This is a genomic window from Oceanobacillus longus (genome assembly GCF_042650085.1).
In the GTDB taxonomy this organism is placed as follows: Bacteria; Bacillota; Bacilli; order Bacillales; family Amphibacillaceae; genus Oceanobacillus; species Oceanobacillus longus.
Genome location: NZ_JBHSAO010000011.1, coordinates 54,017 through 80,109 on the forward strand (window position 1 = coordinate 54,017; position 26,093 = coordinate 80,109).

25 protein-coding genes are annotated in these 26,093 nt (G+C 40.5%); 24 read left to right on the forward strand and 1 reads right to left on the reverse strand.

What is annotated here, in order from left to right; genetic code table 11:
* The first annotated feature begins 241 nt into the window (after window positions 1-241).
* The 21 genes from atpF to ACFOUV_RS14435 all read left to right on the forward strand — a co-directional run bounded on the left by atpF (window position 242) and on the right by ACFOUV_RS14435 (window position 23,077).
* On the forward strand, window positions 242-769 hold the full coding sequence (gene atpF, locus ACFOUV_RS14335; protein ID WP_379497468.1) for a F0F1 ATP synthase subunit B: 528 nt from the start codon (window positions 242-244) through the stop codon (window positions 767-769).
* On the forward strand, window positions 766-1,308 hold the full coding sequence (locus ACFOUV_RS14340) for a F0F1 ATP synthase subunit delta (RefSeq protein WP_379497469.1): 543 nt from the start codon (window positions 766-768) through the stop codon (window positions 1,306-1,308). The genes atpF and ACFOUV_RS14340 overlap by 4 nt, the downstream gene beginning before the upstream one ends.
* A 228-nt stretch (window positions 1,309-1,536) precedes the next feature.
* On the forward strand, window positions 1,537-3,048 hold the full coding sequence (atpA, locus tag ACFOUV_RS14345; RefSeq protein ID WP_379497470.1) for a F0F1 ATP synthase subunit alpha: 1,512 nt from the start codon (window positions 1,537-1,539) through the stop codon (window positions 3,046-3,048).
* 127 nt (window positions 3,049-3,175) lie between these two features.
* Window positions 3,176-4,033, forward strand: coding sequence for an ATP synthase F1 subunit gamma (atpG, locus tag ACFOUV_RS14350; protein WP_379497471.1), 858 nt, complete (start codon window positions 3,176-3,178; stop codon window positions 4,031-4,033).
* Window positions 4,034-4,072: 39 nt separating this feature from the next.
* Window positions 4,073-5,467: a F0F1 ATP synthase subunit beta gene (atpD, locus tag ACFOUV_RS14355; protein WP_379497472.1), complete on the forward strand. Its 1,395-nt coding sequence runs from the start codon at window positions 4,073-4,075 to the stop codon at window positions 5,465-5,467.
* Window positions 5,468-5,568: 101 nt separating this feature from the next.
* Complete coding sequence (locus tag ACFOUV_RS14360; protein WP_379497473.1) at window positions 5,569-5,964, forward strand: F0F1 ATP synthase subunit epsilon; 396 nt, start codon at window positions 5,569-5,571, stop codon at window positions 5,962-5,964.
* A 214-nt stretch (window positions 5,965-6,178) separates the two neighbouring features.
* The gene (locus tag ACFOUV_RS14365; RefSeq protein WP_379497474.1) at window positions 6,179-6,409 is read left to right on the forward strand and encodes a DUF1146 family protein; all 231 of its coding nucleotides are present in this window, start codon (window positions 6,179-6,181) and stop codon (window positions 6,407-6,409) included.
* A gap of 82 nt (window positions 6,410-6,491) precedes the next feature.
* Window positions 6,492-7,205, forward strand: a complete 714-nt coding sequence (locus tag ACFOUV_RS14370; RefSeq protein WP_379497475.1) for a YwmB family TATA-box binding protein — start codon at window positions 6,492-6,494, stop codon at window positions 7,203-7,205.
* Between the two features lie 35 nt (window positions 7,206-7,240).
* Complete coding sequence (murA, locus tag ACFOUV_RS14375) at window positions 7,241-8,572, forward strand: UDP-N-acetylglucosamine 1-carboxyvinyltransferase (protein ID WP_379497476.1); 1,332 nt, start codon at window positions 7,241-7,243, stop codon at window positions 8,570-8,572.
* Between the two features lie 302 nt (window positions 8,573-8,874).
* Window positions 8,875-9,699: a M55 family metallopeptidase gene (locus ACFOUV_RS14380; RefSeq protein WP_379497477.1), complete on the forward strand. Its 825-nt coding sequence runs from the start codon at window positions 8,875-8,877 to the stop codon at window positions 9,697-9,699.
* A gap of 47 nt (window positions 9,700-9,746) precedes the next feature.
* On the forward strand, window positions 9,747-10,679 hold the full coding sequence (locus ACFOUV_RS14385; protein ID WP_379497478.1) for an ABC transporter permease: 933 nt from the start codon (window positions 9,747-9,749) through the stop codon (window positions 10,677-10,679).
* Window position 10,680: 1 nt separating this feature from the next.
* Window positions 10,681-11,637, forward strand: a complete 957-nt coding sequence (locus ACFOUV_RS14390) for an ABC transporter permease (protein WP_379497479.1) — start codon at window positions 10,681-10,683, stop codon at window positions 11,635-11,637.
* Between the two features lie 8 nt (window positions 11,638-11,645).
* On the forward strand, window positions 11,646-12,647 hold the full coding sequence (locus ACFOUV_RS14395) for an ABC transporter ATP-binding protein (protein WP_379497480.1): 1,002 nt from the start codon (window positions 11,646-11,648) through the stop codon (window positions 12,645-12,647).
* A 17-nt stretch (window positions 12,648-12,664) separates the two neighbouring features.
* Window positions 12,665-14,347 carry a peptide ABC transporter substrate-binding protein gene (locus ACFOUV_RS14400; RefSeq protein WP_379497481.1) on the forward strand — a complete coding sequence of 561 codons (1,683 nt, stop codon included), beginning with the start codon at window positions 12,665-12,667 and terminating at the stop codon, window positions 14,345-14,347.
* Window positions 14,348-14,481: 134 nt separating this feature from the next.
* Window positions 14,482-15,399, forward strand: a complete 918-nt coding sequence (locus ACFOUV_RS14405; RefSeq protein ID WP_379497482.1) for a S66 peptidase family protein — start codon at window positions 14,482-14,484, stop codon at window positions 15,397-15,399.
* 56 nt (window positions 15,400-15,455) lie between these two features.
* Entirely contained in the window at window positions 15,456-16,550 is a 1,095-nt protein-coding gene (locus ACFOUV_RS14410; RefSeq protein ID WP_379497483.1) for a mandelate racemase/muconate lactonizing enzyme family protein, read from the forward strand.
* 371 nt (window positions 16,551-16,921) lie between these two features.
* Window positions 16,922-17,875, forward strand: coding sequence for a C40 family peptidase (locus ACFOUV_RS14415; protein ID WP_379497484.1), 954 nt, complete (start codon window positions 16,922-16,924; stop codon window positions 17,873-17,875).
* A 2-nt stretch (window positions 17,876-17,877) separates the two neighbouring features.
* Complete coding sequence (locus ACFOUV_RS14420; protein WP_379497485.1) at window positions 17,878-18,894, forward strand: ABC transporter ATP-binding protein; 1,017 nt, start codon at window positions 17,878-17,880, stop codon at window positions 18,892-18,894.
* A gap of 122 nt (window positions 18,895-19,016) precedes the next feature.
* Window positions 19,017-20,198 (forward strand): stage II sporulation protein D, encoded by a 1,182-nt coding sequence (gene spoIID / locus ACFOUV_RS14425; protein WP_379497486.1) that lies wholly within the window; start codon window positions 19,017-19,019, stop codon window positions 20,196-20,198.
* Window positions 20,199-20,964: 766 nt separating this feature from the next.
* Complete coding sequence (locus ACFOUV_RS14430; protein ID WP_379497487.1) at window positions 20,965-21,864, forward strand: peptidoglycan DD-metalloendopeptidase family protein; 900 nt, start codon at window positions 20,965-20,967, stop codon at window positions 21,862-21,864.
* Window positions 21,865-22,060: 196 nt separating this feature from the next.
* Window positions 22,061-23,077 (forward strand): AimR family lysis-lysogeny pheromone receptor, encoded by a 1,017-nt coding sequence (locus ACFOUV_RS14435; protein ID WP_379497488.1) that lies wholly within the window; start codon window positions 22,061-22,063, stop codon window positions 23,075-23,077.
* Window positions 23,078-23,378: 301 nt separating this feature from the next.
* On the opposite strand, the gene ACFOUV_RS14440 is transcribed toward ACFOUV_RS14435, so the two are convergent.
* On the reverse strand, window positions 23,379-23,561 hold the full coding sequence (locus ACFOUV_RS14440) for a hypothetical protein (RefSeq protein ID WP_379497489.1): 183 nt from the start codon (window positions 23,559-23,561) through the stop codon (window positions 23,379-23,381).
* Between the two features lie 75 nt (window positions 23,562-23,636).
* Between ACFOUV_RS14440 and spoIIID the strand changes: the two genes are divergently transcribed.
* The 3 genes from spoIIID to ACFOUV_RS14455 all read left to right on the forward strand — a co-directional run bounded on the left by spoIIID (window position 23,637) and on the right by ACFOUV_RS14455 (window position 26,060).
* Window positions 23,637-23,918: a sporulation transcriptional regulator SpoIIID gene (spoIIID, locus tag ACFOUV_RS14445; RefSeq protein WP_379497490.1), complete on the forward strand. Its 282-nt coding sequence runs from the start codon at window positions 23,637-23,639 to the stop codon at window positions 23,916-23,918.
* A 229-nt stretch (window positions 23,919-24,147) separates the two neighbouring features.
* On the forward strand, window positions 24,148-25,149 hold the full coding sequence (gene mreB, locus ACFOUV_RS14450) for a rod shape-determining protein (RefSeq protein WP_379497491.1): 1,002 nt from the start codon (window positions 24,148-24,150) through the stop codon (window positions 25,147-25,149).
* Window positions 25,150-25,250: 101 nt separating this feature from the next.
* Window positions 25,251-26,060 carry a flagellar hook-basal body protein gene (locus ACFOUV_RS14455; RefSeq protein WP_379497492.1) on the forward strand — a complete coding sequence of 270 codons (810 nt, stop codon included), beginning with the start codon at window positions 25,251-25,253 and terminating at the stop codon, window positions 26,058-26,060.
* Window positions 26,061-26,093: the final 33 nt, after the last annotated feature.

Here is a 26,093-nt window from a genome sequence, read left to right on the forward strand (position 1 = left end):
CTTCGCCATTCCTTTATTGACTGAGAGTTCAAAAGGAAGATAAAAAGGACCGAGAAGTTCGAGGCAGTGTAGCTTTGAGTAGCGGAACGTATGTAGTTTATACGTGAGCAACGTAAAAGCAAGCTAACGAAGAAATTCGAAGTGTCATTTTTAACTGACTTTTTGAACTTCCTCTTTATGCAACTTTCGATTATAAAAGAAATCACATAGATGTGAAGTCACGATGAAAGGAGTGAAATCGGTGCATTCATATATTAACTTTATGACAATTGGAGCCAGTATCGGTGGTTTGAGAGTCGGAGACATGCTAGTGCAATTATTCTTCTTCCTCGTATTACTGATGTTGTTGAAGAAATTTGCTTGGGGTCCACTCATGGATAAAATGCAAGAACGTGAGGAATATGTGGCTGGAGAAATTGAATCTGCAGAAAAAAGTCGTTTGGAGGCTGAAAAAGCATCCAATGAGGCAGCAACTCAGTTGAACCAAGTTAAACAAGAAGCACAGAAATTGATTGAAGATGCTAAAACTGCCGGTATCAAACAGGAGCAGGATATTGTTGAATCAGCACGTAAAGAAGCTGACCGGATTATCCAGGCTGCACAGGTTGATATCCAAAATGAAAAAGAACAAGCATTGCAGGCGCTTCAAGATAAAGTTGCTTCATTGTCTGTACTTATTGCAAGTAAAGTAATTGAAAAAGAAATTAGTGAAAAGGATCAAGAACAATTGATCAACGATTACATTAAAGAGGTAGGAGAAGAGCGATGAGTGAACAGGTAGTTGCAAAACGTTACGCAGATGCTCTTTTTCAACTGGGGAAAGAAAAGAACACACAGGAACAGTTTGTAAAAGAATTCCGTGTTGTTCGTGAAGTATTCAATAATAATAAACAACTTGTTCCATTCCTAAAGCATCCAAAGGTTAATAATGAGAAAAAGAAACAGTTTATACAAGAAGTGTTTCAAGGTTTGCATACGGATGTTGTGAATACAATCAAATTGCTTGTTGAGCGACATCGTACAGCAGCTATTCCATCCATTATTGATCATTTCATCCAATTGGTGAATGATGCAAAAGGAATTGCAGATGCAACCGTATACTCAGTTCGTGAATTAACGGAAGTTGAAAGAACGCAATTGCAGGTATCCTTCGCAAAACGAATGGGTAAAACTGCAATCAATCTGGAAAACGTTGTAGATCCTTCGATTGTTGGAGGAATTAAAATCCGTGTCGGAAATACCATTTATGATGGAACAGTACGCGGAAAACTAGACCGTATATCTCGAAAAATAGTATCTGCAAACTAAAGCGGAGGCGACCGGTTATCTACGTATTGACTGGACTGAACCGGCGGAGATAAAGGAAACACGGTGAGCGATAGCGAATCGATGTTGACTTATCGTACAGAGGTGAGGGAAGTCTAATAGTCGCTGGTCGCTGGAGCTGGACGTGGCTTCTCTATGGAAGAAAATTAGAAAGCTACATGCCTTAGTACATTTTTAAAATGTAATAAATGATGATAGGGGTGAAATGGTATGAGCATTAATGCTGAAGAAATCAGTACACTAATCAAACAGCAAATTGAAAATTTTGATACAGACATCGAAGTTAATGATGTAGGAACAGTTATTGAAATCGGGGACGGTATTGCACGTGCGCACGGACTTGAAAACGCAATGGCTGGAGAATTGCTTGAATTCTCTAATGGTGTTATGGGATTAGCGCAAAACCTTGAGGAAAGCAACGTAGGTATTGTTATTCTGGGACCTTACACTGAAATTAAAGAAGGCGATGAAGTTCGTCGTACAGGCCGTATCATGCAAGTACCAGTTGGAGAAGAATTATTGGGACGCGTTGTGAACCCACTAGGACAACCGATTGATGGTAAAGGCTCGATTGAATCTTCTAAATCTCGTCCAATTGAAGCGGCGGCACCTGGTGTTATGGATCGTAAATCAGTTGATGAACCATTACAAACAGGTATCAAAGCGATTGATGCATTAGTACCAATCGGTCGTGGACAACGTGAGCTGATTATCGGTGACCGTCAAACAGGTAAAACGACAGTTGCTGTCGATACGATTTTGAATCAAAGTGATCAAGATATGATTTGTATTTACGTAGCAATTGGTCAAAAAGAATCAACGGTTCGAAATACAGTAGAAACGTTCCGTAGATATGGTGCATTGGATTATACCATCGTCGTGTCTGCTGGTGCAGCTGATCCAGCTCCATTATTATACCTTGCACCATATGCAGGTGTAGCAATGGGTGAAGAGTTCATGTATAACGGTAAGCATGTATTGGTTGTTTATGATGATTTATCGAAACAAGCTGTTGCATATCGTGAACTTTCCCTATTACTACGTCGTCCTCCAGGTCGTGAAGCATTCCCAGGGGATGTATTCTACTTACATTCACGCCTATTGGAACGTGCTGCTAAATTAAGTGACGCATTAGGTGGCGGTTCTCTAACTGCACTTCCTTTCGTTGAAACACAAGCTGGCGATATTGCTGCATATATTCCAACAAACGTAATTTCCATTACAGATGGACAAATTTTCTTGCAATCTGATTTGTTCTTCTCGGGTGTACGTCCAGCGATTAATGCCGGATTATCTGTATCCCGTGTAGGTGGTTCTGCGCAAATTAAAGCAATGAAAAAAGTAGCAGGGACATTACGTCTAGACCTGGCTTCATTCCGTGAGCTAGAAGCGTTCTCACAATTTGGTTCAGATCTTGATAAATCGACACAAGCTAAATTGAATCGTGGACAACGTACAGTGGAAGTATTGAAACAAGGATTGCATAAACCAATGGTTGTTGAAAAACAGGTTATGATTCTGTTTGCATTAACGAAAGGTTTCCTTGATGATATTCCAGTGGAAGATGTACTTCGTTTCGAAAGTGAAATGAATGTATGGCTTGAAAGCAATCGTAATGAATTGCTTACTACAATCCGTGAAACAGGTAATCTTCCGGATGATGGTGAGATGAGATCAGCTATTGAAACATTCAAGAAAACATTCTTACCGACAAACAATTAATGAATCGATGATCTGCCCCTGAAAAAGGATAGATCTTCCAAATAGATTTCAGGAAAGAGAAGAATGGACCAGGAATACTTATTTCTTCCTGGACCCAACCTCTGTCAGGAAAGTGTGGTGAAAAAGCTTGGCATCACTAAGAGATTTGAAAGCTCGAATTGATTCGACAAAAAAGACAAAACAAATTACGGGTGCTATGCAAATGGTATCTGCTTCTAAAATGAGTAAAGCAGAATTAAATGCCAAAGGATTCGTACCGTATGCAGATAAAATACAGGAAGTTGTTGCAAGTATTGCAAACAGCACTGATATCGGGCATCCAATGCTTACAAAACGGGAAGTGAAGAAAACCGGTTATATGGTAATCACATCAGACCGTGGTTTGGTTGGAGCATACAATAGTCATGTATTGAAAAACTTAATCAATACGATTCAAAAAAGACATCAAAGTAAGGATGAATACACAATCATTGCCGTTGGACGTAAGGGCTATGATTATTGTAAGAAGCGTGACTTGCCTATTACAAAAAGTATTATTGGTGTAGCAGACCATCCAAAATTTGCTGAAATCAAAGAACTTGCCCAAGAAACAGTTCAAATGTATATTGACGGAGAAATTGATGAGTTAAATATTATCTATAACCACTATGTAAGTGCAATTTCCCAACAGGTAACAGCCAAGAAATTGCTTCCTATTGAGAACTTACATAACGAAGGTGCAGTTAACAGTGACTATGAATATGATCCGAATCAAGAAGAAATATTAGAAGTTCTTTTACCACAGTATGCAGAAAGCTTAATTTTTGGAGCATTATTAGATGGAAAAGCAAGTGAGCATGCGGCGAGTATGACAGCAATGAGAAGTGCAACAGATAATGCGGAAGACCTTATCGGTGACTTATCATTGACCTATAACCGTGCACGTCAAGCATCTATTACTCAGGAAATCACGGAGATTGTTGGTGGGGTAGCAGCGCAAGAATAGCACTCACTCACGCTTTAAAGTTAGTTAGGAGGGAAATCGATGAGCAAAGGACACGTTACTCAAGTAATGGGACCAGTCGTTGACGTGAAATTCGAAGACGGCGAGTTACCAGATATTTATAACGCAATTGTTGTCCATAATGAAAATAATACAGACCTTACATTGGAAGTTGCTCTTCATCTTGGTGATCGCAGTGTTCGTACGATTGCAATGTCTTCAACAGACGGCGTTAAACGTGGAGCAGTAGTTGAAAACCTTGGAAGACCGATTTCTGTACCGGTAGGAGATGTTACATTAGGACGCGTCTTTAATGTACTTGGTGAAAATATTGATTTGGACGAACCATTAGCAGCAGATGTCCGAGTAGATCCAATTCACCGAGCAGCACCTAAATTTGAAAACCTGTCTACTGAAACAGAAATTTTAGAAACAGGGATTAAAGTTGTAGACTTATTAGCACCATATATTAAAGGTGGTAAGATCGGTCTATTTGGTGGTGCGGGTGTAGGTAAAACCGTATTAATCCAGGAGTTAATCAATAACATCGCCCAAGAGCATGGTGGTATTTCCGTGTTCGCAGGTGTTGGGGAACGTACACGTGAAGGGAATGACCTTTACTATGAAATGAAAGATTCCGGTGTTATCGCGAAAACAGCGATGGTATTTGGACAAATGAACGAGCCACCTGGTGCACGTATGCGTGTAGCGCTAACAGGACTTACAATGGCTGAATATTTCCGTGATGATCAAGGACAAGACGTATTGCTCTTCATCGATAACATTTTTCGCTTTACACAAGCAGGTTCTGAAGTATCAGCACTACTAGGTCGGATGCCGTCTGCGGTTGGTTACCAGCCAACACTTGCAACGGAAATGGGACAATTACAGGAACGTATTACATCTACAGATAAAGGTTCCGTAACTTCCATCCAAGCGATCTACGTACCTGCCGATGACTATACAGATCCGGCTCCAGCAACAACATTTGCTCACTTGGATGCGACGACAAACTTGGATCGTAAACTATCTGAGCAAGGTATCTATCCTGCGGTGGATCCATTAGCATCCACTTCACGTGCACTAGATCCAGAAATTGTTGGCGATGAACATTACAGAGTAGCAACAGAAGTGCAGCAAACACTGCAAAAATATAAAGAATTACAAGATATTATCGCAATTCTTGGTATGGATGAACTAGGTGACGAAGATAAAATGATCGTTTCCCGTGCACGTCGTATCCAATTTTTCCTTTCTCAAAACTTCCACGTTGCTGAACAATTCACAGGACAAAAAGGCTCTTATGTACCTGTTCAGGAAACAGTAGCTGGATTCCAAGAGATTCTTGATGGGAAATATGATGACCTACCAGAGGATGCATTCCGTCTTGTAGGCCGTATCGAAGAAGTAGTTGAAAAAGCAAAAGGTATGGAATAATAGACAATTGCTCGAAGGATCAAGGAAACTCCTTGAACATGCTTTGATGTCATAAACGATACATCAAAGCTTTCTTCTTGCCAGTCTTAGGAGGGGTTACATTGAAAACACTGGATGTGAGTGTTGTTACTCCTAGCGGTCCGGTTTTAGAAGGTAGTTTTGACATGGTTGTCTGTAAAGCTGAAACTGGTGAAATCGGTATATTACCGGGTCATATTCCTCTTGTAGCGCCATTACAAATCAGTGCTGTTCGTCTGAAAAATGGTAATGAGACGAAAAAACTGACTGTAAATGGTGGCTTTATGGAGGTACAACCTGATAAAGTGACGATTCTTGCCCAATCTGCTGAAAAAGCGACAGAGATTGATGTTCAACGTGCGAAAGAAGCAAAAGAACGCGCAGAACGTCGTCTTCAAGCAAAACAAGACACTGTTGACAAAACGCGGGCTGAATTAGCACTCAAACGCGCAATGAATCGCCTGAATGTAGGTAACTGATAATGTACAAACAAAATCTCCTATAACAACATGTTATAGGAGATTTTTGCTTTTATATTTTGTCGATATTTCCCGGGAAATGGAGTTACGTGCAATCGGATATGGAACCAAATTGCATGATTCGACTTTCCATGTTGCAAAAACGCAATCAATTGACATTTTTATGAATAGATGTCAGAGTTACAAATAGAATTTAAATTGAGGTGGATTACTTATGATTTCGATCGGACAAATGGCTTTAATTAGTATGATTTCACACATAATCTTTATTTATATAACATGGCGATTGGTCCTAGCTATGAATTTTGAACCAATTATGAAAAAGGGACGAACAACGGAGGGAAGAATATTTCTATTGTTTATCACCATTGTAATTGGAACGGGTGTTAGTGGGTTTTTCCTTGAAATTCTCAGATGGTCTAATGATTTAATATATCTTTTTTAAGGATTGTCGTAATTTGTTTTGTATGTAACTCGGTCCCCTTGTCAAAACTATGAGTAATAGTTTATGTCAGGGGGATTTTTTAATGAGAAAGATTACGATAATACTAGTGTTGCTTCTATTTATAACAGCGAAACCAATGGTGAATGGGATGGAAAGAGATGAAATGATTGATTTGGCAGCATTCACTTTAGAAAATAAGATAGCAATTGAAAACTGGCAGGTAACTTTTAAGGAGAACATAGGAAAGCAAAAAGCAGAACGAATTGTAAATGAATTCAAAGATAGTAGTTTAGTCACTATTACGGAAGATGATAATGTAATAAAATATCTTCTTAGGGACGTTCACAAAGATGTGGGACTAGACGTATCTTATAGTGTAGTAATACCTAAAAATCAGCAATTTAAAGCAGAAATAGTTGTAGTTGTGGAAGGCATTCAATGGAACGAACAAATACAAGAAGATTACGTATTAATCAAACGTTTGATTAAAGATAAATTCTTTACAAACTCTTTAAAAACATTTGCTTGTCTGACAACTGAAGATAGTGGTATAATGAAGACTGATGTTTTTGTAGAGGAAATCACAAATTATTTTAAACTACAACATATCGTGACACAATTCGATACAATTGAAAATTCGATGCATGAAAAGATAATTTACGGGTATACAGACTTATGGAAGCAAAGTTATTTCATAGAGGGTGCCCCAATGAATCTGCAAATAGCTGTAGTAATGGACGATGAAATGAATCTGGAATACACGATAGGAACACCTATCCTAATACATGAATATTAATATAGTGAAATTGGATCTGAAGGAGATTTTAAAACATGGAAAAAATCATCGTAAGAGGCGGACACCAATTGAATGGCACTGTAAGAGTTGAAGGTGCTAAAAATGCAGTACTTCCTGTACTTGCTGCAAGCCTTACCGCAAGCGAAGGAACGAGTGTAATCAAAGAGGTACCGGTTTTAGCTGACGTATATACAATCAATGAAGTCATAAGAAATTTAAATGCCGATGTAGAATTTAATGCAGAGAAAAATACCGTATTTGTGGATGCTTCTAAACAACTGGAAACAGAAGCTCCATTTGAATATGTTCGGAAAATGCGTGCCTCTGTGCTTGTTTTGGGACCATTATTGGCCCGTTATGGACACGCAAAGGTTGCGATGCCGGGTGGATGTGCAATAGGTTCCCGACCAATTGATCTACATTTGAAAGGATTCGAAGCAATGGGTGCTGACATTCATGTTGGCAACGGCTTTGTTGAAGCAAAAGTGGATGGTCGCCTAAAAGGTGCTAAAATTTATTTAGATATGCCAAGCGTTGGTGCAACTGAAAATATTATGATGGCCGCTGCACTTGCAGATGGAAAATCAATCATTGAGAATGCAGCTAAAGAACCTGAAATTGTAGACTTAGCTAATTATCTTAATAAAATGGGCGCTAAAATTATTGGTGCTGGTACAGAAACGATCCGCATCCATGGTGTGGAAAAATTGTACGGTGCAGAGCATACCATTATCCCAGATCGTATTGAAGCAGGTACATTTATGGTAGCTGCAGCTATTACTGGAGGTAATGTACTGATTGAAAATGCAATCAGTGAACATTTACGTTCTGTAATATCCAAGCTTGAGGAAATGAATGTAACAGTTTTAGAAGAAGATAACGGTATTCGCGTAATAGGTCCAAAAGAACTGAAGTCAACGGATATTAAAACATTGCCACATCCTGGGTTTCCAACAGATATGCAATCTCAAATGATGGCATTAATGTTACGTGCAAAAGGAACTGGTGTGATTACAGAAACGGTATTTGAAAACCGTTTTATGCATGTGGAAGAATTCAGACGTATGAATGCTAATATTAAGATAGAAGGCCGTAGTGTCATCATTGAAGGATTATCAGCATTGCAAGGGGCAGAAGTCTCAGCGACCGATCTTCGTGCTGCAGCGGCGTTAATATTAGCTGGATTGGTCGGAGAAGGTCATACACGTGTTACAGAGCTGAAACATCTGGATAGAGGTTATGTTAACATTGATGGTAAATTAGCTGGATTAGGTGCCGATATTGAACGTGTCGATGAAAATGGAGATGTCATCGCACCATTAGAAGAAGTAGACTACAATAAAGCAAGAATAGCTGCTGAATTATAATCGTAATTTTTTATTATATAATAAAGTGGAGAAACAGGTGAAGTCAATGACTCGCCTGTTTTTTTGTGCCTATATTTTCAAACAACAATATACGCTACTACTAATCAAAAAAATATCCACAACTGAATAACTTCTACCACCTCATAAAATATGTTATCCACAATACATCCAATCAGCTAATCTATTAAAAATACAACTAAAATTCAGACTAATAGTAAAAATTAATCTTCTCTTTTCGTAAACTCTATGATAATATTAATAGAAAATTAACAATAATAAAATGACGATGAAGGTGATACAGCATGAAGCTATACTTATCCGTGGATATGGAAGGGATTACTGGAGTTCCTGATGATACATATATTGAATCCAGTAAACATAATTATGAACGCGCCAGAAAAATAATGACAGATGAAACGAATTTTGTTGCAGATGCTGCTTTTCAATTTGGATGTCAAGAGGTACTTGTTAATGATAGTCATTCGAAAATGAATAATATCCTTATTGATGAGCTTCATCCGGACGCCTTATTAATAACTGGAGATGTAAAACCTTTCTCGATGTTGCAGGGATTGGACCATACATATGGAGCTGCGATGTTTATTGGGTATCATGCAAGGGCTGGACAAGCGGGTGTCTTATCCCATTCGATGATTCATGCTGTACGGAACTTTTATATTAATGATCACATTGTCGGGGAGATGGGATTTAATGCCTATGTTGCCGGTTATTTCGGGGTTCCAGTTGTTTTGGTATCGGGAGATGATCAGGCAGCAAAAGAGGCGGAGGAGTTAATTCCGAATGTAACGACCGTAGCAGTAAAGGAAACAATCTCAAGGTCTTCGGTCAAAAGCTTAACTCCTAAGAAGGCAGGAGAGCTTTTAACTGAAAAAGTTACGGAGGCATTTAAAAAACGACATCGGGTAAAACCGCTGATTCCACCAGAAAAGCCGATCCTGAAAATTGAATTTAATAATTACGGGCAGGCGGAATGGGCAAATTTGATGCCGAAAACGGAGATCGAACCAGGAACAACCATTGTCCGCTATGAGGCAGATGATATTCTGGAAGCGTATAAAGCAATGCTCGTGATGACGGAGTTAGCGATGCACACAACATTTTCATAATAACAGTATAAAAAGAGAAAAGCAGTTTACATCGGGGGTGGGAAGTCTTGCTGAAATACATATTAAAACGCTTCGGGATAATGTTGATAACACTTTGGATTATTATTACATTGACATTCATATTAATGGTCAGTGTCCCTGGTTCACCATTTAATAGTGAACAATCTTCAAATGAGACGATTAAAGCTAATTTGGAAGCGCATTATAATTTGGATGCACCGTATCACATTCAATATGTTAATTACTTGAAATCTATTGCTACATTTGATTTTGGCCCTTCTATCAAACAACCGAATCAATCGGTTAATGACCTGCTGGGAAGAGGGTTTCCAATTTCATTAGAACTAGGAATGGTAACGATTATCGTTGCGGTGATATCGGGAATTATTTTGGGTATTGTTGCCGCATTAAAACATAATGGCTTTATAGATTATCTATCCATGGGTTTTGCCGTATTAGGAATCTCAATACCAAATTTTATATTGGCTACATTACTCATTCAACAACTCGCTGTAAATTTTGAAATTCTACCACCTGCAACATGGTCGAGTCCGGCGCATATGGTCATGCCGGTTATTGCGCTTGCTACAGGACCGATGGCAATTATTGCAAGGCTTACTCGTTCGACAATGCTTGAAGTTTTAACACAGGATTACATAAAAATGGCGCGTGCGAAGGGATTATCTCCATGGAAGATTGTATTCAAGCATGCACTCAGAAATGCGCTGATGCCGGTTGTTACCATTATGGGAACATTACTAGCGGGCATTTTAACAGGAACCTTTGTTATTGAACAAATTTTTGCAATTCCTGGAATGGGAAAATATTTTGTTGAAAGTATTAATCAACGAGATTACCCGGTAATTATGGGAACAACGGTATTTTATAGTGCATTTCTTATTCTAATGCTCTTCCTGGTTGATATCGCATATGGAATCTTGGATCCTCGTATCAAGTTCCATAAAAAAGGAGGGGAATAGAATGAAAACTACGAATGACGTAAAGACAACACATTCTCCCTCTCAAATACCAGATGATTGGTTTAATTGGAAGGACAAAGATAAAGGGGAAGCGGAGGCGGTTGCAAGACCCTCCCTTTCCTACTGGCAGGATGCATGGAGAAGATTAATTAAAAACAAAATGGCGATGCTTGGATTGGTCTTTTTGGTTCTCCTTGCGATCATGGCAATTTTTGGACCTATTTTATCTCCTTATGAAGTGAATACACAGGACCTGCCGAACCAATATCAGTCCCCTTCAGCGGAACACTGGTTTGGCACTGATAATGCTGGCAGGGATGTATTTACGAGAACATGGTACGGGGCACGTATTTCTCTCTTTGTCGGATTAATGGCTGCGTTGATTGATGTGACCATCGGAATCATCTGGGGCGGTATTTCCGGCTATAAAGGTGGCCGCACCGATAATATTATGATGCGGATCATTGAAATTTTATATGGTCTACCATATTTACTCGTTGTTATTTTGTTACTTGTCGTATTAGGCCCAAGTCTATCGACGATAATCATTGCATTAACGGTCACCGGATGGGTCGGAATGGCTCGAATTGTAAGGGGGCAAGTTCTGCAAATTAAGAATTATGAATTTGTCCTCGCTTCCAAATCATTTGGAACGAAGTCATCCCGAATTATTAGGAAAAATTTACTCCCAAATTCGATGGGGCCGATTATTGTTCAGATGACACTAACCGTTCCTTCAGCCATTTTTGCAGAAGCATTCTTGAGTTTTATCGGCCTGGGTATCCAGTCCCCCTATGCAAGTTGGGGTGTAATGGCGAATGATTCTTTAGGAGCTATTTTGTCAGGGAATTGGTGGACATTATTTTTCCCGGCATTCTTTATCTCCTTTACGATGTTTGCTTTCAACGTACTCGGCGATGGACTTCAAGATGCACTTGATCCGAAATTAAGGAAGTAGGTGAGGACATGGAAAAAATCCTGAAAGTGGAAAATCTCCACGTTACGTTCAGTACATATGGTGGGACGGTAAAAGCAGTCCGTGGAGTTAATTTTCATTTAAATGAAGGTGAGACGCTGGCAATCGTTGGCGAATCCGGCTGTGGGAAAAGCGTAACATCGAATGCGATCATGCGACTGATCCCTAATCCTCCGGGAAAAATTACAAATGGATCCATTCTTTTTAAAGGACAGGATTTGGCGAAGTATTCAGAGAAGAAAATGCGCTCGATTCGTGGCGTTGATATATCCATGATTTTTCAGGACCCGATGACTGCTTTGAATCCTACATTGACTATTGGCACACAGTTGATGGAAGGCCTGAGGCAACATAAACATGTATCTGGTGAAGAGGCGAAGGATAAAGCGATAGAAATGATGGATCTTGTTGGAATTTCCAATCCAGAAGAACGCTTGAAGCAATACCCCCATCAGTTTAGTGGTGGGATGCGACAACGTATTGTTATTGCCATTGCACTAATATGTGAACCCGATCTTTTGATCGCAGATGAACCAACAACCGCACTGGACGTAACCATTCAGGCGCAAATTCTAGAACTCTTTGAAAAAATCCAGAACACAACGGGAGTTTCCATCATCCTGATTACACATGATCTTGGTGTCGTAGCAAAAATTGCTGACCGGATTGCAGTCATGTATGCCGGTAAAATTATCGAAACGGGAACGAAGCGTGAAATATTTTATGAACCGCAGCACCCGTATACAAAAGGGTTATTGAAATCTGTTCCACGATTGGATTTGAAAGAAGCGAGATTGACTCCAATTGATGGCACGCCACCAGATTTATTCTCACCTCCAGTAGGATGTCCTTTTACAGCAAGATGTCCATTTGCCATGGAGGTGTGTGATAAAGTTTATCCCGCAAATACTGAGCTAACAGGTTCTCATCAAGTGAACTGCTGGCTTCAGGATGAACGGGCTAAACAACTTTTAGAAGCAGCAATCAAATAAAAAAGGGGGAAAAAGAAATGAAGAAGTTACTATTATTTTTACTTGCTTTAACTACAGTAGCTGTACTTGCCGCATGTACTGCAAATGAAGATGCTGGGTCTGAAGAAGAGCCGGATGAGGCAGGTGCAGAGGAAACGGAAACAGAAACAGAAGATAGTGAAACAGAAGCAACGGAAGAAGAAAGTGATGGCGATGAAAAGGTGCTACGTTTAAACAATGGCGTTGAACCTACATCACTCGATCCATCGATTGGCTTTGATGCCGTTTCATGGGATCCACTAAACAACTTAATGGAAGGTTTGACTCGATTAGATCAGGATTCAGTTGCAGGACCAGGAGTAGCTGAGGACTGGGATCTCTCTGAAGATGGTTTAACTTATACATTCCATCTCCGTGAAGATGCGAACTGGTCAAATGGGGACCCGGTAGTAGCAGAGGACTTTGTGTATGCATGGAAATACATGCTTTCACCGGATACAGCTTCTGCAGCAGCATTCCTTGCCTATTTTATTGAAGGTGGAGAAGCCTTTAATAATGGGGAAGGTTCAGCAGATGATGTTGCTGTAACAGCGATAGACGAAAAGACATTGGAAGTGGTATTGGAAGCTCCAACAGGTTTCTTCCTGGATGTATTAACAAACCCAGCATTCTTCCCAATCAACCATAAGGTAGCAGAAGCGAATCCAGACTGGCATGCAGAAGCAGATTCTTTTGTAGCGAACGGACCTTTTATGCTTGAATCATGGGAACATGACAGCGAGATGGTATTCGCTAAGAACCCGGAGTACTGGGATGCTGACACCGTTCAATTGGATAAAGTTCACTGGGCGATGGTAAACGATACAAATACGCAATATCAAATGTTTGAAACAGGAGATCTTGATACAGCAACTGTCCCTCCTGAATTATCGGATGAGCTGCTCGAGGGAGATAATGTATATATTGGAAACTATGGTGGTTTGGAATTTTTCCGTTTTAACATTACGGAAGAACCTTTCCAAAACAAAAAAATCAGACAGGCATTTGCATATGCTGTGAATAGACAGGATATTGCAGACTTTGTTGTTAAAAATGGTGTAGAACCTGCCTATGGATTTGTATCTCCTGGATTTACAACACCATCTGGTGAAGACTTCCGTGATGGAAATGGAGATCTTGTATCATTTGATGCGAATTATGCAAAACAATTACTTGAAGAAGGTATGGCTGAGGAAGGTTATGAAGAATTACCGCCAGTCGTATTATCGTACAATACAAGTGATACGAACAAAGCAGTTGCTGAAACAATGCAAAGCATGCTAAGCGAAAACCTTGGCGTTGAGGTAACACTGGAAAACCAGGAATGGAACGTATTTGCGGAAGCACAGCAAAATCTGGAACTTCAATTTTCCCGTAGTTCATTTATCAATGATTACAGTGATCCAGTTAACTTCTTGGAAAGCTTTATCACAGATTCATATATGAACCGTACTGGCTGGTCCAATGCAGAATATGATGAATTGATTGCGAAAGGTAAATCAGAAACGGATGAAGAAAAACGTTACGAGTATCTCTATGAAGCTGAAAAACTACTTGCTGAAGAAATGGTAGCAATGCCAATCCGCTACTACAATACAGTAGTCCTAGAAGCAGACAGCATTGAAGGCATCCTCCGCCACCCAGTAGGATACTTTGACTTGAAATTTGCGGATAAGAACTAAGAAGCAGGCTGATCAATAACTAAATAGTTAGGGGAATGGCTCATTTACATTTTTTGTATGTGAGCCTCTCCCTTTTCATCTATACATACACACGTTTTTTATTACATACATCATAATGGAAAGTAGGGTTGCGAATGATTCGTCCAACTCGATTGAAAAAAGGCGATAAAATTGGAGTTATAGCGCCAGCAGGTCCACCCGATTTGGAAAAATTAAACAAGGCAATTCCATTTTTTGAAAATATTGGGCTCCATGTTAAATTGGGAAAAAATATTAAGGAAGTTCGTGGTTATTTGGCCGGAACAGACGAACAACGCTTGGAAGATTTTCATGACATGATTGCAGATAGGAAAATAAAAGCAATCATTTTTGCCCGAGGTGGCTACGGAACAGGACGTCTCATTGACCAAATCAATTATAACTTAATCAAACGAAACCCTAAGATTATTTGGGGCTATAGTGATATAACCTATTTACATACAGCAATACGTCAACAAACGGATTTAATTACATTCCACGGGCCAATGCTTGCTTCAGATGTAGCGAAAGATGAATTTGATGCGTTTACTGGAGGTTTGTTTCAACAACTTTTTGAACCAACGGAATTAAGCTATCGTGAAAAAATAAACCCGTTAAAAGCATATGCTGCAGGAAAGGCCCATGGGCAACTGGTTGGCGGGAATCTATCATTACTAATTAGTACACTTGGTACACCCTATGAGATTAATACGAAAGATAAACTAGTCCTTCTGGAAGATATAGGAGAGGAACCCTATCGTATTGATAGCATGCTGAACCAGCTGAGGCTCGCGGGGAAACTCTTGGATGCTGCAGGAATTGTAATTGGAGACTTTGCTGAATCGGCGACAAACTTAAGTTCATCACTCACGATGCACCAGGTTTTTGAAGACTATTTCACTGACTTTAATGGACCTGTACTGAGTGGTTTTAAAATCGGTCATTGTTTTCCGAATTTCTCCGTGCCACTCGGTGCAAATGCTAAACTATCAACGGAAGATAGAACATTTGTGATTGAACCAGGCGTTAAATAAATATGGAACCTGCTTTAAAACGAGGAAGTTATTAAACTATTCAGGAGGTGAGCTGCTTGGAAATCGCATCAATCGAAACCTTTCGGGGAGGAATCCCATTGCATACACCCTTTAAAACAGCGCTAAGAACAGTAACAGTTGCAGAAACAATCATCGTAAAAATTGCTTGTGAAGATGGTACTGTTGGCTGGGGAGAGGCACCACCAACACATGTCATCACTGGAGATAGTCTTGCGAGTATTCAGTACGCGATCGAATCGATTTTTAAACCGATCCTAATCGGTGAATCACTAAACGCGAGAGAACAATTGTTTGAAAAAGTTGAAGAGAGTATGGTTCGCAATACGAGTGCAAAAGCTGCAATTGATATGGCGCTTTATGACTGTATCGCACAACAGGCGAATATGCCACTCCATCAATTTCTTGGCGGATATCGTGAACGTATCGAGACGGACTATACCGTCAGTGTGAATCGTCCGGAAGAGATGGCCCAGGACGCCAGGAAGTATATCAATAACGGGTTTTCGGTCTTAAAAGTTAAAGTGGGCAAGGATGAGATTGCAACAGACATTAAGCGAATCCAGGCAATCAGAGCGGAAATTGGTCCGGATGTACTGATTCGCCTTGATGCAAATCAAGGCTGGCAGGCAAAAGAAGCAGTCCGTGCCATTGGAAAGATGGAAGACCTCGGCCTTACGATTGAATTAATTGAACAACCAGTTAATGCACATGACTTTGAAGGATTAAAATACGTAACGCAACATACAGAAACACCAATCATGGCAGATGAAAGTGTATTTTCACCACAGGATGCAAAGCGAATCCTGTCCATGGGCGCGGCGGATTTAATTAATATAAAATTAATGAAAGCTGGCGGTATCCACCAGGCAATGAAAATTGCAAAGCTCGCAGAAAGTTACGGTGTGGATTGCATGGTCGGAAGTATGATTGAGACTAAAATAGGGATTACAGCTGCGGCGCATTTCGCTGCCAGTCAGCCGAACATAACAAGATATGATTTCGATGCGCCCTTAATGCTCACAGGAGACATGGTAAATGGCGGGATTACGTATAAAGATAGCAGGATTGAATTAGGAAAAGAGCCAGGATTGGGAATTAGATCAATGAATCAATCATTTATCGTGGAGTAGTGTGAAGGGAAGTTGAGCGATCCCGTCCCGGAGTCGCGCAAAGAAGCCGCAAAGTTGAGCGATTCCTTCCCGAAGTCGCGCGAAGAAGCCGCAAAGTTGAGCGATCCCGGTTCGAAGTCGCGCAAAGAAGTACCAAAGTTGAGCGATCCCGGTCCGAAGTCGCGCAAAGAAGACAAAGTTGAGCGATCCCGGTCCGAAATCGCGCAAAGAAGCCACAAAGTTGAGCAATCCCGTCTCGAAGTCGCGCAAAGAAGCCCAAAAGTTGAGCAACCCCGTCCCGAAGTTGTGCAATAAAATGCTGAACACCAAGCATGAGCACGAATAATCAAAGCAACACACAACCATTCCCTTTCAAGAAAGGAGCACCAACAATGTTTAATCAAACGTTTGATCAATTTCCAAAAGAGCTATGGGTAGCCACTACGCAGGTGGCTACCGTCTGGACAAAGCCAGAATCAGCGCGGGATATCGATCAATATGGAACTGCAAATCCTACAAACATAGATAAGTGGATTGATAGTCTTTCCTATGAAGCGAGTCTGGCTTTGTGTAATGAAAATCGGGTACAGACTCAAATTTTATATGGTGAGCCTGTTCTAGTTACGGAAACTACTGCCAACTGGGCCAGTGTGATTATTCCTTCTCAGCCATCGAACAAAGATGAACGTGGCTATCCTGGTTGGGTCCCAATCACCCAATTAACGAAGGTGAACAAAGGTGAATGGCAAACTGCAGAAACTGCCGCAGTTATTCACGACAAGGTATGGCTGGAAGCGGAGGACGGGGAACCATTTATGAAGCTCAGCTATATGACCTTTTTGCCAGTCATAGAAACTGGAACAACGCGCATAAAGGTCTTCACTCCACATGGTGACAAGTTTTTTCCGATTGATGCGGTACAAATTTTTAAAACGGATAAAGGCCTTAACAAAGGAAGTGGCCAGGATATTGTAAAAGCGGCAGAACCTTATATTCGTCTGGATTATTTCTGGGGTGGGATGAGTTCGTTTGGCTATGATTGCTCTGGCCTTGCCTATGCGGCTCATAAGGCGAACGGCTATCAAATTGCACGGGATGCTGGAGACCAGGCGGCTGCAGGAGTGGAAGTCGATTTTGATCAGCTGGAACCTGGTGATTTGCTCTTTTTCGCATATGAAGAAGGAAAAGGAAGCCTTCATCACGTAGGAATTTATTATGGAGACGGTCAGATGCTCCATTCTCCTCAAACCGGGAAAGGAATCGAAATTACCCCTATTAAAGGAACAAAATATGAAAAAGAGCTTTGTGCAGCAAGGCGATACTGGCAAGCAGCAGAGGAGAGTTAAAGATGGAAAACAAAATACTGGAAGTCAAAAGTCTAAAAAAATATTTTGATATGGGTAAAGGCGAGCTTTTACAGGCGGTAAATGATGTGAGCTTTCATGTGAACAGAGGGGAAACGTTCGGGCTTGTTGGTGAATCCGGTTGTGGAAAATCTACAATTGGACGGACGATTCTTGGACTGTATAAGAAAACAGATGGCGATGTTATTTTTGATAATGAAAATGTCCATGACTTGAATGAAAAGGAACGATTCAAATTCTATCGTAAAATGCAGATGATTTTCCAGGATCCCTATGCATCCTTGAATCCAAGGTCAACCGTCCGGGAAGTCATTTCTGAGCCGATGGAAGTTCATAAATTATATAAAACAAAAGAAGAAGTCACAGAGCGGGTATACGAACTGCTGGAAGAAGTAGGGCTTAATCGTGAACATGCCAATCGCTATCCCCACGAATTCAGTGGTGGGCAGCGTCAGCGAATCGGGATCGCCAGGGCATTGGCATTGAACCCAGATTTTATTATTGCAGATGAGCCTATATCTGCATTGGATGTTTCTGTGCAAGCCCAAGTGGTTAATCTGATGAAACAATTGCAGGAAGATAAGGGATTGACGTTTTTGTTTATTGCCCATGATTTATCGATGGTCAAACAATTCTCGGATCGCATTGGTGTGATGTATTTAGGGAATATGGTTGAGCTGACAGATAGTGCTGAGCTCTATGAAAAACCACTACACCCATACACGCAAGCCTTGCTCTCTGCCATTCCGATACCGGATCCCGATATCGAGGAGAAAAGAGAAAGAATTATTTTGGAGGGGGAATTACCAAGCCCAATTAACCCGCCAAGCGGATGTGTATTTCGCACACGTTGTCCAATGGCAATGGAAGTTTGTTCGCAAATCAAACCTGTCTGGCAGGAAGTAGAGCAAGCCCATTTCGTAGCCTGCCATTTATATGATGAAACAATTGAAAATAAAAATCAGCTCAAAAAGCAGCCGGAAACAGTAGCAACGAAATAATTCACTTTCTCCCGATTATTACGTTAAAAAAATGAGGTCTATTTTCGCTCTTCAATGTATAAATTGTTTAGTAGGGATGCTAGAATAAATGACCCAATTTAATCGCTGCAAGGGGGAAAGCTGTGAAAAAACATCGACCAGTTCCAAAAGCATGGAGAAAAAAGAAATCTTCATTTAAGAAACAAATAATGAAGAGCCAGCAAAGGAAAACGAATCTTATAAATGACCAAACATCGCAAATCAAGAAGATCATTCCCTTAAAAAATCGAAAAACACTTTATTTCAATAATCGAAAAACCCGAACTTGGAAATTGCCGGCAGCATTCTTTTTATCTGTTCTCCTCGTGTTAATCCTGGCGATCCCCGCATCCATTGTTGCTTTCTTTGGAGACAGTAAACAGGAGGATATCGCAGCGCCTGAGACGAGTGCGGATCCGGCTGTGGAAATCGATTCATCGCCATTTTCTGTTGCGGTCATGCGGTCCAATGTAGAGACGGTAGAGGATGTTCCCTTGGAAACGTATGTTGCTGGGGTTGTCGCCTCAGAGATGCCGACTAAATTTGAATTGGAAGCATTAAAGGCCCAGGCGCTAGCTGCCAGAACATTTACCGTGAGTCATTTATTGCACGGTGATGAAGCAGACGATTATGATTTAACAGATACAGTTCAGCATCAGGTTTATAAAAGCGAAACGGAACTGCAAAAAGAATGGGGCGGCGAATACACAGAAAAGATGAACAAAATAAAAGAAGCCGTCAATGCGACAAAAGGGCAAATATTAACCTTTAATGATGCACCAATTACAGCAGCATTCTTTTCTACAAGTAATGGACATACGGAAAACTCCGAAGATTATTGGGAAAATGAGATTTCCTATTTAAGAAGTGTGGAAAGCCCGTGGGATAAGGACTCACCCCAATTCCTTGGCCAGCAGACTTATACGATTGCTCAGGTTGAAGCTGCGCTTGAATTAGATTTACCGGAGGACTCCCCGCTATTCATTGAATTGGAACGAACCGAAAGCGGCCGTGTCAGTGAAATTGGCATTGAAGGATATACGTTCACTGGTAGGGATATCCGGGAAAAGCTCGATTTGAAATCCAGCGACTTTGAAATAAAACAAAACAATGGACATTTGATTTTCACTACAGAAGGCTTTGGGCATGGTATTGGAATGAGTCAATATGGCGCTAATGGAATGGCAAAAGAAGGAAAGACGTATGAGGAAATTGTTCAATACTATTATAAGGATGTAGCAATCAGTACGATAACGGACGCAGTACCAGCCCTCGTCTCCAAGTAGACGAGGGATTTTTGATTTTGGCTCTTTCATGTGTTTGTTGCTTCTTAGGCATCGCAGAGTTGAGATAAACTGTGATGTAACTATAGAATTATTTTCAGGATATGTGTTATTGCTGCCGTCCGGGAGCGCTCTGGGCGGATGCTTTCCGCGGGCACGGCCTCAGCCTCCTCGAGAAGACCACTCTGCGGGGTCTTCGGACACGTGCTGTTCCCGCAGGAGTCACCGCCCTCCGCTCACCCGGACTGGTGAAGCTTGGTGATCTGATTTTTAAAATCTCTAATGCAGTTATCAGTTTGTAACTTTAAAACCAGCTCTGGGGAAATATACGAAGACTCCAGCGGGAGGAAAGGCATAGGTGAGACATTGAAATGCGTCAGCATGAAGGGGCTCACCAGCCGCCCGCGGAAAGCGCAGTATATTTCCCCAGTGCGGTCGCCGAAGTTTCTACATACGGATAGAAATCAACCAGCAGTCACATCGTAGTTTATACATTTTTTAAAATAGCAAAAACTCTGTACGTAACAAAAACTTATAAAACTGAAGAAATACAATAAACGCACAGGAGCGTTAAAAACTCTCTGCAACATAACGACCAAACCCAGGCTATACCATACTCCGTCCAACTTCCAACCAACCCAGAATCGATCCCTCAAAACTCTTAACTTCCCCCAAAACATAAAAAAAATCCATAAAATCAATAATTTTTTTTAATCGGATGTATATATTCTAACATTTCTGCTCACAATGGTTGCAGAGGTGATTAATTATGAATGAAGAGTTCAACGGCGGTCCAAAAAATAAATGGAGTCGCATTTACCGGAAGAAATGGTTTTTCCCGGCTGTGTATTTGACGATTGCAGCACTTTTACTATCGGTTGTGGTGTGGTATCAAAATATGGATAATCAAATCCCAGATGCTACAGACGATCAGGAACTGACTGACAACTATTCTCCAGTTTTGGATGAACAGGAAGCAGAACCAGTAATTGACCAGCAAGAGTTAATACAAATGCCAGTAGCTAACATGGATCAAGCAGAAATCGTAACTAAATTTTTCGATTACAACGCAGAACAAGCAGATCGCGAGAATGCATTGATAGAATACAATAATAGATTCTATCAAAGTACAGGGGTTGATATTGCATCAGCCAACGCTGAAACGTTCGACGTTATCGCTGCAATTAGTGGTACAGTCGAAGAAGTGAAAGAAGATCCGTTATTAGGCAATGTTGTTGTTCTAACGCATGAAGATGGTGTGAAAACCTACTATGCTAGTCTTGATGAAGTCACTGTTACTGCAGGATCCAAATTGACTCAGGGTGATACAGTCGGAACAGCAGGTAAAAACCTGTTTGGGAAAGACAACGGTACCCACGTCCATTTTGAAATTAGAAAAGATGGGAAAGAAATAAACCCGGAAAGCTATTTCAATCAGCCTGTAAGCAGCTTAGGAAGCGTATCTGAAGAAGATGACTCTGCTGTAAACGAGGAAACAGATGCTACAGAAGAAGCAGAAGATGACTCTGCTGTCAATGAGGAAACAGACGCTACAGATGAATCCGAAGATGTGATTGAGGATGAAGATTCACCAGAAGATGATTCTGATGACACAGAAGAAGAAACGGATGAAGAGTCCGATGACGCTGTAGAAGATGAAAATGCGTAAATGAGATATCCCTGGTACTTTTAAACGTACCAGGGGTATTTTTCTTTTTCCTGGAAAATGATACTAGTGAATGAATCACCATTCATGCGGAAAATGTCGAACGATAACACATATTTTCCCTTGTAATATATGATACTATATTATTGTTGCAGAAAATAGAGATAATTTTCCACTATTGGGAAAAGGAGGCATAAAATTGTTACTGGAAAAGTTAATGACATCGCAATCGGAGCTAACCATAACGGAAATGATGAATTTATTAAGTGAAGAAAACAATTCAGAGTCGGTCAAAGAAATGATGAAAAAAACCTGCCTCCAATCATCCTCAAAGAATATACAGAAAAAAGGTATGGAATATTTATATATGCATGGTTTTATGAATGAACTTGAAATCCTGATTGAAAAGAATATGGAGTCGGACAATCCTTCCAACCGGCTATGGGGTCTCCTTTACCGAATCATGCTGGATCAGACACTGTGGAGGGATAACCCACATGAAACACTACAGAGATTGCGAAATTATATCAATCAATATTCGACCAATGAACCAGAATTATTATTTTTGATGGAAGTAATTAAGGAAGATGCCTATCAACGTTTAGCTCAATATAATCAAGTAGGAAACCTCATGGTGACGTACAAGCAGTATTTTTCAAATATAGAAGAGCGAATTATTGTAAGCTATTTCAAAGTCCGAGTGTATCGAATTAATATCATCTATCATTTGATGCGGAATGAATTAATTATGGCAAGAAAATATGCCTATCGTTCATTGAATATGATTGACAGTAAATCTGTCCACGCCTGCATTCACACCCATCTCGGATTGTCCTATACTTTTGATACCTATGAAAAAGGAATGTATCATCTGAACAAAGCACTGGAGATCTCCAAAGAACTGAATAACACGCACTTGATCCATATCCTTGAGAATAAAAATATTCCATTTTTATCTTCCCATTTTAATGAGGTTGACAACGTCACCACAACGGATATTGCTGAACAAGCCCATGTTGAACTTGCAAAAGGAAATAAATCGAAAGCTATCGAATTACTCGAAGACTTGCCGCAAAAAACCCCTTTCCAACTCTATTATTTAGGGAAAGCGAAAGAGGATAAGAGCCTATTGACTCAATCTTATACATACTTTATTGAAAAGCGGAGTGATTATTTCTTCAGCAGACTACCAATTGATGCCATAAAGGAATTGTAATTCATCTTTTCCTTCAAGAAAGCCACTGCATTGTCATTCTATATGACGATGCAGTGGCTCTTTTGGCAGTAAAGAAAGTATATCCATATTTCTTTCTGCATAAGTGCAACTAAGGCATCGCCCAAAGGCTTGGCGAATGCCAAGTTTTCTAATCGATGAAGGATTTGTCCAAAAGATCGCCGCATAACAGTTTTCTAACCAAAATTTGTATTTTATTTTTATTCCATTTTCCCAAATAGATAAAAATACATCTTGTCCAACGCATGAATTGTACAAATTTAATCATAAAGCAGGCACTATTCTAATAAGATGTTACAAACCATGCAATCGAATTGTCTGAGGTGAGAGCTTGTGTGCCATCGTCGTAATGATCTTCCTTATGCTTTCCACATGGAATATTCACCCCACAGCCGTTTTGAATCAATTGTTCAAATTGTTGAATCGGTGATACATACCCAATATTCTTCACTACAGCGCTGTTCATTGAATTCTCATATCCCAAGCAACACCATGTCTCGACCCACACCTCGGAATTAAACAACTTAGGGAGGCGAACGGTGTGCATGATTACATCAAAGAGAGAACAATCAGGATAGGAAGACATGTCGTAGAGACAAGAAAAACGGTCCGAACGATAGCGAAAGAATTTGGTGTCTCCAAAAGCACAGTCCATAAAGATTTGACAGAACGTTTACCGGAAATAAATCCTGAACTTTCTAACCAGGTAAAGGAAATTCTCGAATACCATAAAGCAATCCGACATTTAAGGGGAGGAGAAGCAACAAGGCAAAAATATAAATTAGACAGTAAAAATGAGCCACAGGAAAAACCTGCAGGCTGAGGTAATATAAGACGAAGATAATGCAACACATCGCAAACACATCGCTATAACAAACACCCGGATACTTCATCCGGGCTTTTGTGTGCCCCTTCAACAACTTCCTCTTTTTTATACATAATAAATTTAATCAAACTACAGTTAAATGATGTAATTTGTGGTAAAATATCATATTAGTAGCATTATGTCTAAATGACGATGCAAGTTAGTAACGCTAGGAGGATCTAGATACATGTTTTCTAGAGATATTGGAATCGACCTTGGAACTGCCAATGTTCTGATTCACGTAAAAGGCAAAGGTATTGTATTAAATGAACCATCCGTTGTCGCAATGGATAAGAACACTGGAAAAGTGCTTGAGGTTGGAGAAGAAGCACGTCGTATGGTTGGACGCACACCAGGAAATATTGAAGCCATCCGTCCATTAAAAGATGGAGTAATTGCTGACTTTGATGTAACAGAAGCGATGTTAAAGCATTTTATAAATAAAATTAATGTAAAAGGAATTCTTTCTAAACCGAGGATGCTTATTTGCTGCCCGACGAATATTACAAAAGTCGAGCAGAAAGCAATCAAGGAAGCTGCTGAGAAATCCGGAGGCAAAAAGGTTTATCTGGAAGAGGAACCAAAAGTAGCCGCAATTGGAGCTGGAATGGAAATTTATCAGCCAAGCGGAAATATGGTCGTTGATATTGGTGGAGGAACAACGGATGTTGCTGTTCTTTCCATGGGTGGCATTGTTACATCCGAATCAATTAAAATGGCTGGTGATAAGTTTGATGTCGACATTCTCCAGTACATTAAGAAGAAATATAAGTTACTAATTGGAGAAAGAACGGCAGAAGATATTAAAATTAATGTAGCAACGGTATTCAATGATTCCCGCAACGAGACAATGGATATCCGCGGTCGTGACATGGTAACAGGATTACCAAGGACGATTACTATCGGGTCGAAAGAAATACATGCTGCATTAAATGAATCTGTCGCATTAATTGTACAAGCAGCTAAATCCGTACTTGAACAAACTCCACCGGAATTGTCTGCAGACATTATTGACCGTGGTGTTATTCTTACTGGCGGTGGAGCATTGCTTCATGGCATTGATCAACTATTGGCAGAAGAGTTAAAAGTACCTGTATTTATTGCCGAGGATCCCATGGATTGTGTGGCAAAAGGAACCGGAATGATGCTTGAAAACATTGATAAAATAGAACGAAGAAAAATCGGCTAGTGGGACGTGGGGACAGGAACCTCGTCCCGGGTTGAGAAGAGCGAGACCCTTGTTGGGACAGTGAACCTGTCCCTCTGTCCCGTTTTAAAGGAGGAGCAGATATGTTAAGAGGTTTTTATACAGCAGCGAGTGGAATGATTACGCAGCAACGTCAGCAGGAAGCACTGTCAAACAATATTGCTAATGCGAATACCCCAGGCTATAAAGCTGACCAAACGTCCATACGTGCCTTTCCTGAAATGCTGCTAAGTGAAATGGGTTCTTCTAAAAATATTCCAACTTCGCAAGGTGGATTAAACCTTCCTGTTCAAAATACGATTGGTTCCATCAATACTGGTGTATACGTGCAGGAAACCGTTCCGAACTTTAAACAGGGTGATACAAGAGAAACAGGAATCTCAACGGACTTAGCTATTGTAAATGGTATGCTGCCCGATGAAACAGGGTCTCTGTTTTTCACAGTCCAAAATGATGCCGGAGAAACGAGATTTACACGGAATGGTAATTTCACAGTAGATGGCCAAGGTTTTCTGGTAACAAATCATGGCTATTATGTGCTTGATGAAGCAGGCAATCCAATTCAGACAAATGGAATGGAGTTTAGGCTCACTCCGGAAGGAATCTTGCAAACAGAGGAACAGGCTACACCTTTAGGAATTACATATACAACAGATGCGAATACACTGACAAAAGAAGGGAATGACCTATTTGCAGGTGAAACAGAACCTATCCCGGCTGGTACGACCTATGCAATTCAGCAAGGTTTCCTCGAGCAATCCAATGTGAATACGTTACAGACAATGACAGACATGATGACCGCTTATCGCATGTTTGAAACAAACCAGCGTGTATTGCGCGCCTATGACGAAAGTTTAGGTAAGACGGTCTCTGAAATAGGAAGAATCGGTTAAGACCTAAAGAGCTTCCCCGTTTAGGGCGTATGG

Bases quoted from the DNA above. Each gene is read 5' to 3' on its own strand.
- ACFOUV_RS14370 (WP_379497475.1), top strand. From the start codon at position 6,492: ATGAGAAAGATTACGATAATACTAGTGTTGCTTCTATTTATAACAGCG.
- atpA (WP_379497470.1), top strand. From the start codon at position 1,537: ATGAGCATTAATGCTGAAGAAATCAGTACACTAATCAAACAGCAAATT.
- ACFOUV_RS14440 (WP_379497489.1), bottom strand. From the start codon at position 23,561: ATGAACAGCGCTGTAGTGAAGAATATTGGGTATGTATCACCGATTCAA.
- ACFOUV_RS14415 (WP_379497484.1), top strand. From the start codon at position 16,922: ATGTTTAATCAAACGTTTGATCAATTTCCAAAAGAGCTATGGGTAGCC.
- ACFOUV_RS14395 (WP_379497480.1), top strand. From the start codon at position 11,646: ATGGAAAAAATCCTGAAAGTGGAAAATCTCCACGTTACGTTCAGTACA.
- ACFOUV_RS14430 (WP_379497487.1), top strand. From the start codon at position 20,965: ATGAATGAAGAGTTCAACGGCGGTCCAAAAAATAAATGGAGTCGCATT.
- ACFOUV_RS14455 (WP_379497492.1), top strand. From the start codon at position 25,251: ATGTTAAGAGGTTTTTATACAGCAGCGAGTGGAATGATTACGCAGCAA.
- ACFOUV_RS14400 (WP_379497481.1), top strand. From the start codon at position 12,665: ATGAAGAAGTTACTATTATTTTTACTTGCTTTAACTACAGTAGCTGTA.
- ACFOUV_RS14340 (WP_379497469.1), top strand. From the start codon at position 766: ATGAGTGAACAGGTAGTTGCAAAACGTTACGCAGATGCTCTTTTTCAA.
- ACFOUV_RS14365 (WP_379497474.1), top strand. From the start codon at position 6,179: ATGATTTCGATCGGACAAATGGCTTTAATTAGTATGATTTCACACATA.
- murA (WP_379497476.1), top strand. From the start codon at position 7,241: ATGGAAAAAATCATCGTAAGAGGCGGACACCAATTGAATGGCACTGTA.
- mreB (WP_379497491.1), top strand. From the start codon at position 24,148: ATGTTTTCTAGAGATATTGGAATCGACCTTGGAACTGCCAATGTTCTG.
- ACFOUV_RS14420 (WP_379497485.1), top strand. From the start codon at position 17,878: ATGGAAAACAAAATACTGGAAGTCAAAAGTCTAAAAAAATATTTTGAT.
- ACFOUV_RS14405 (WP_379497482.1), top strand. From the start codon at position 14,482: ATGATTCGTCCAACTCGATTGAAAAAAGGCGATAAAATTGGAGTTATA.
- ACFOUV_RS14380 (WP_379497477.1), top strand. From the start codon at position 8,875: ATGAAGCTATACTTATCCGTGGATATGGAAGGGATTACTGGAGTTCCT.
- atpD (WP_379497472.1), top strand. From the start codon at position 4,073: ATGAGCAAAGGACACGTTACTCAAGTAATGGGACCAGTCGTTGACGTG.
- ACFOUV_RS14390 (WP_379497479.1), top strand. From the start codon at position 10,681: ATGAAAACTACGAATGACGTAAAGACAACACATTCTCCCTCTCAAATA.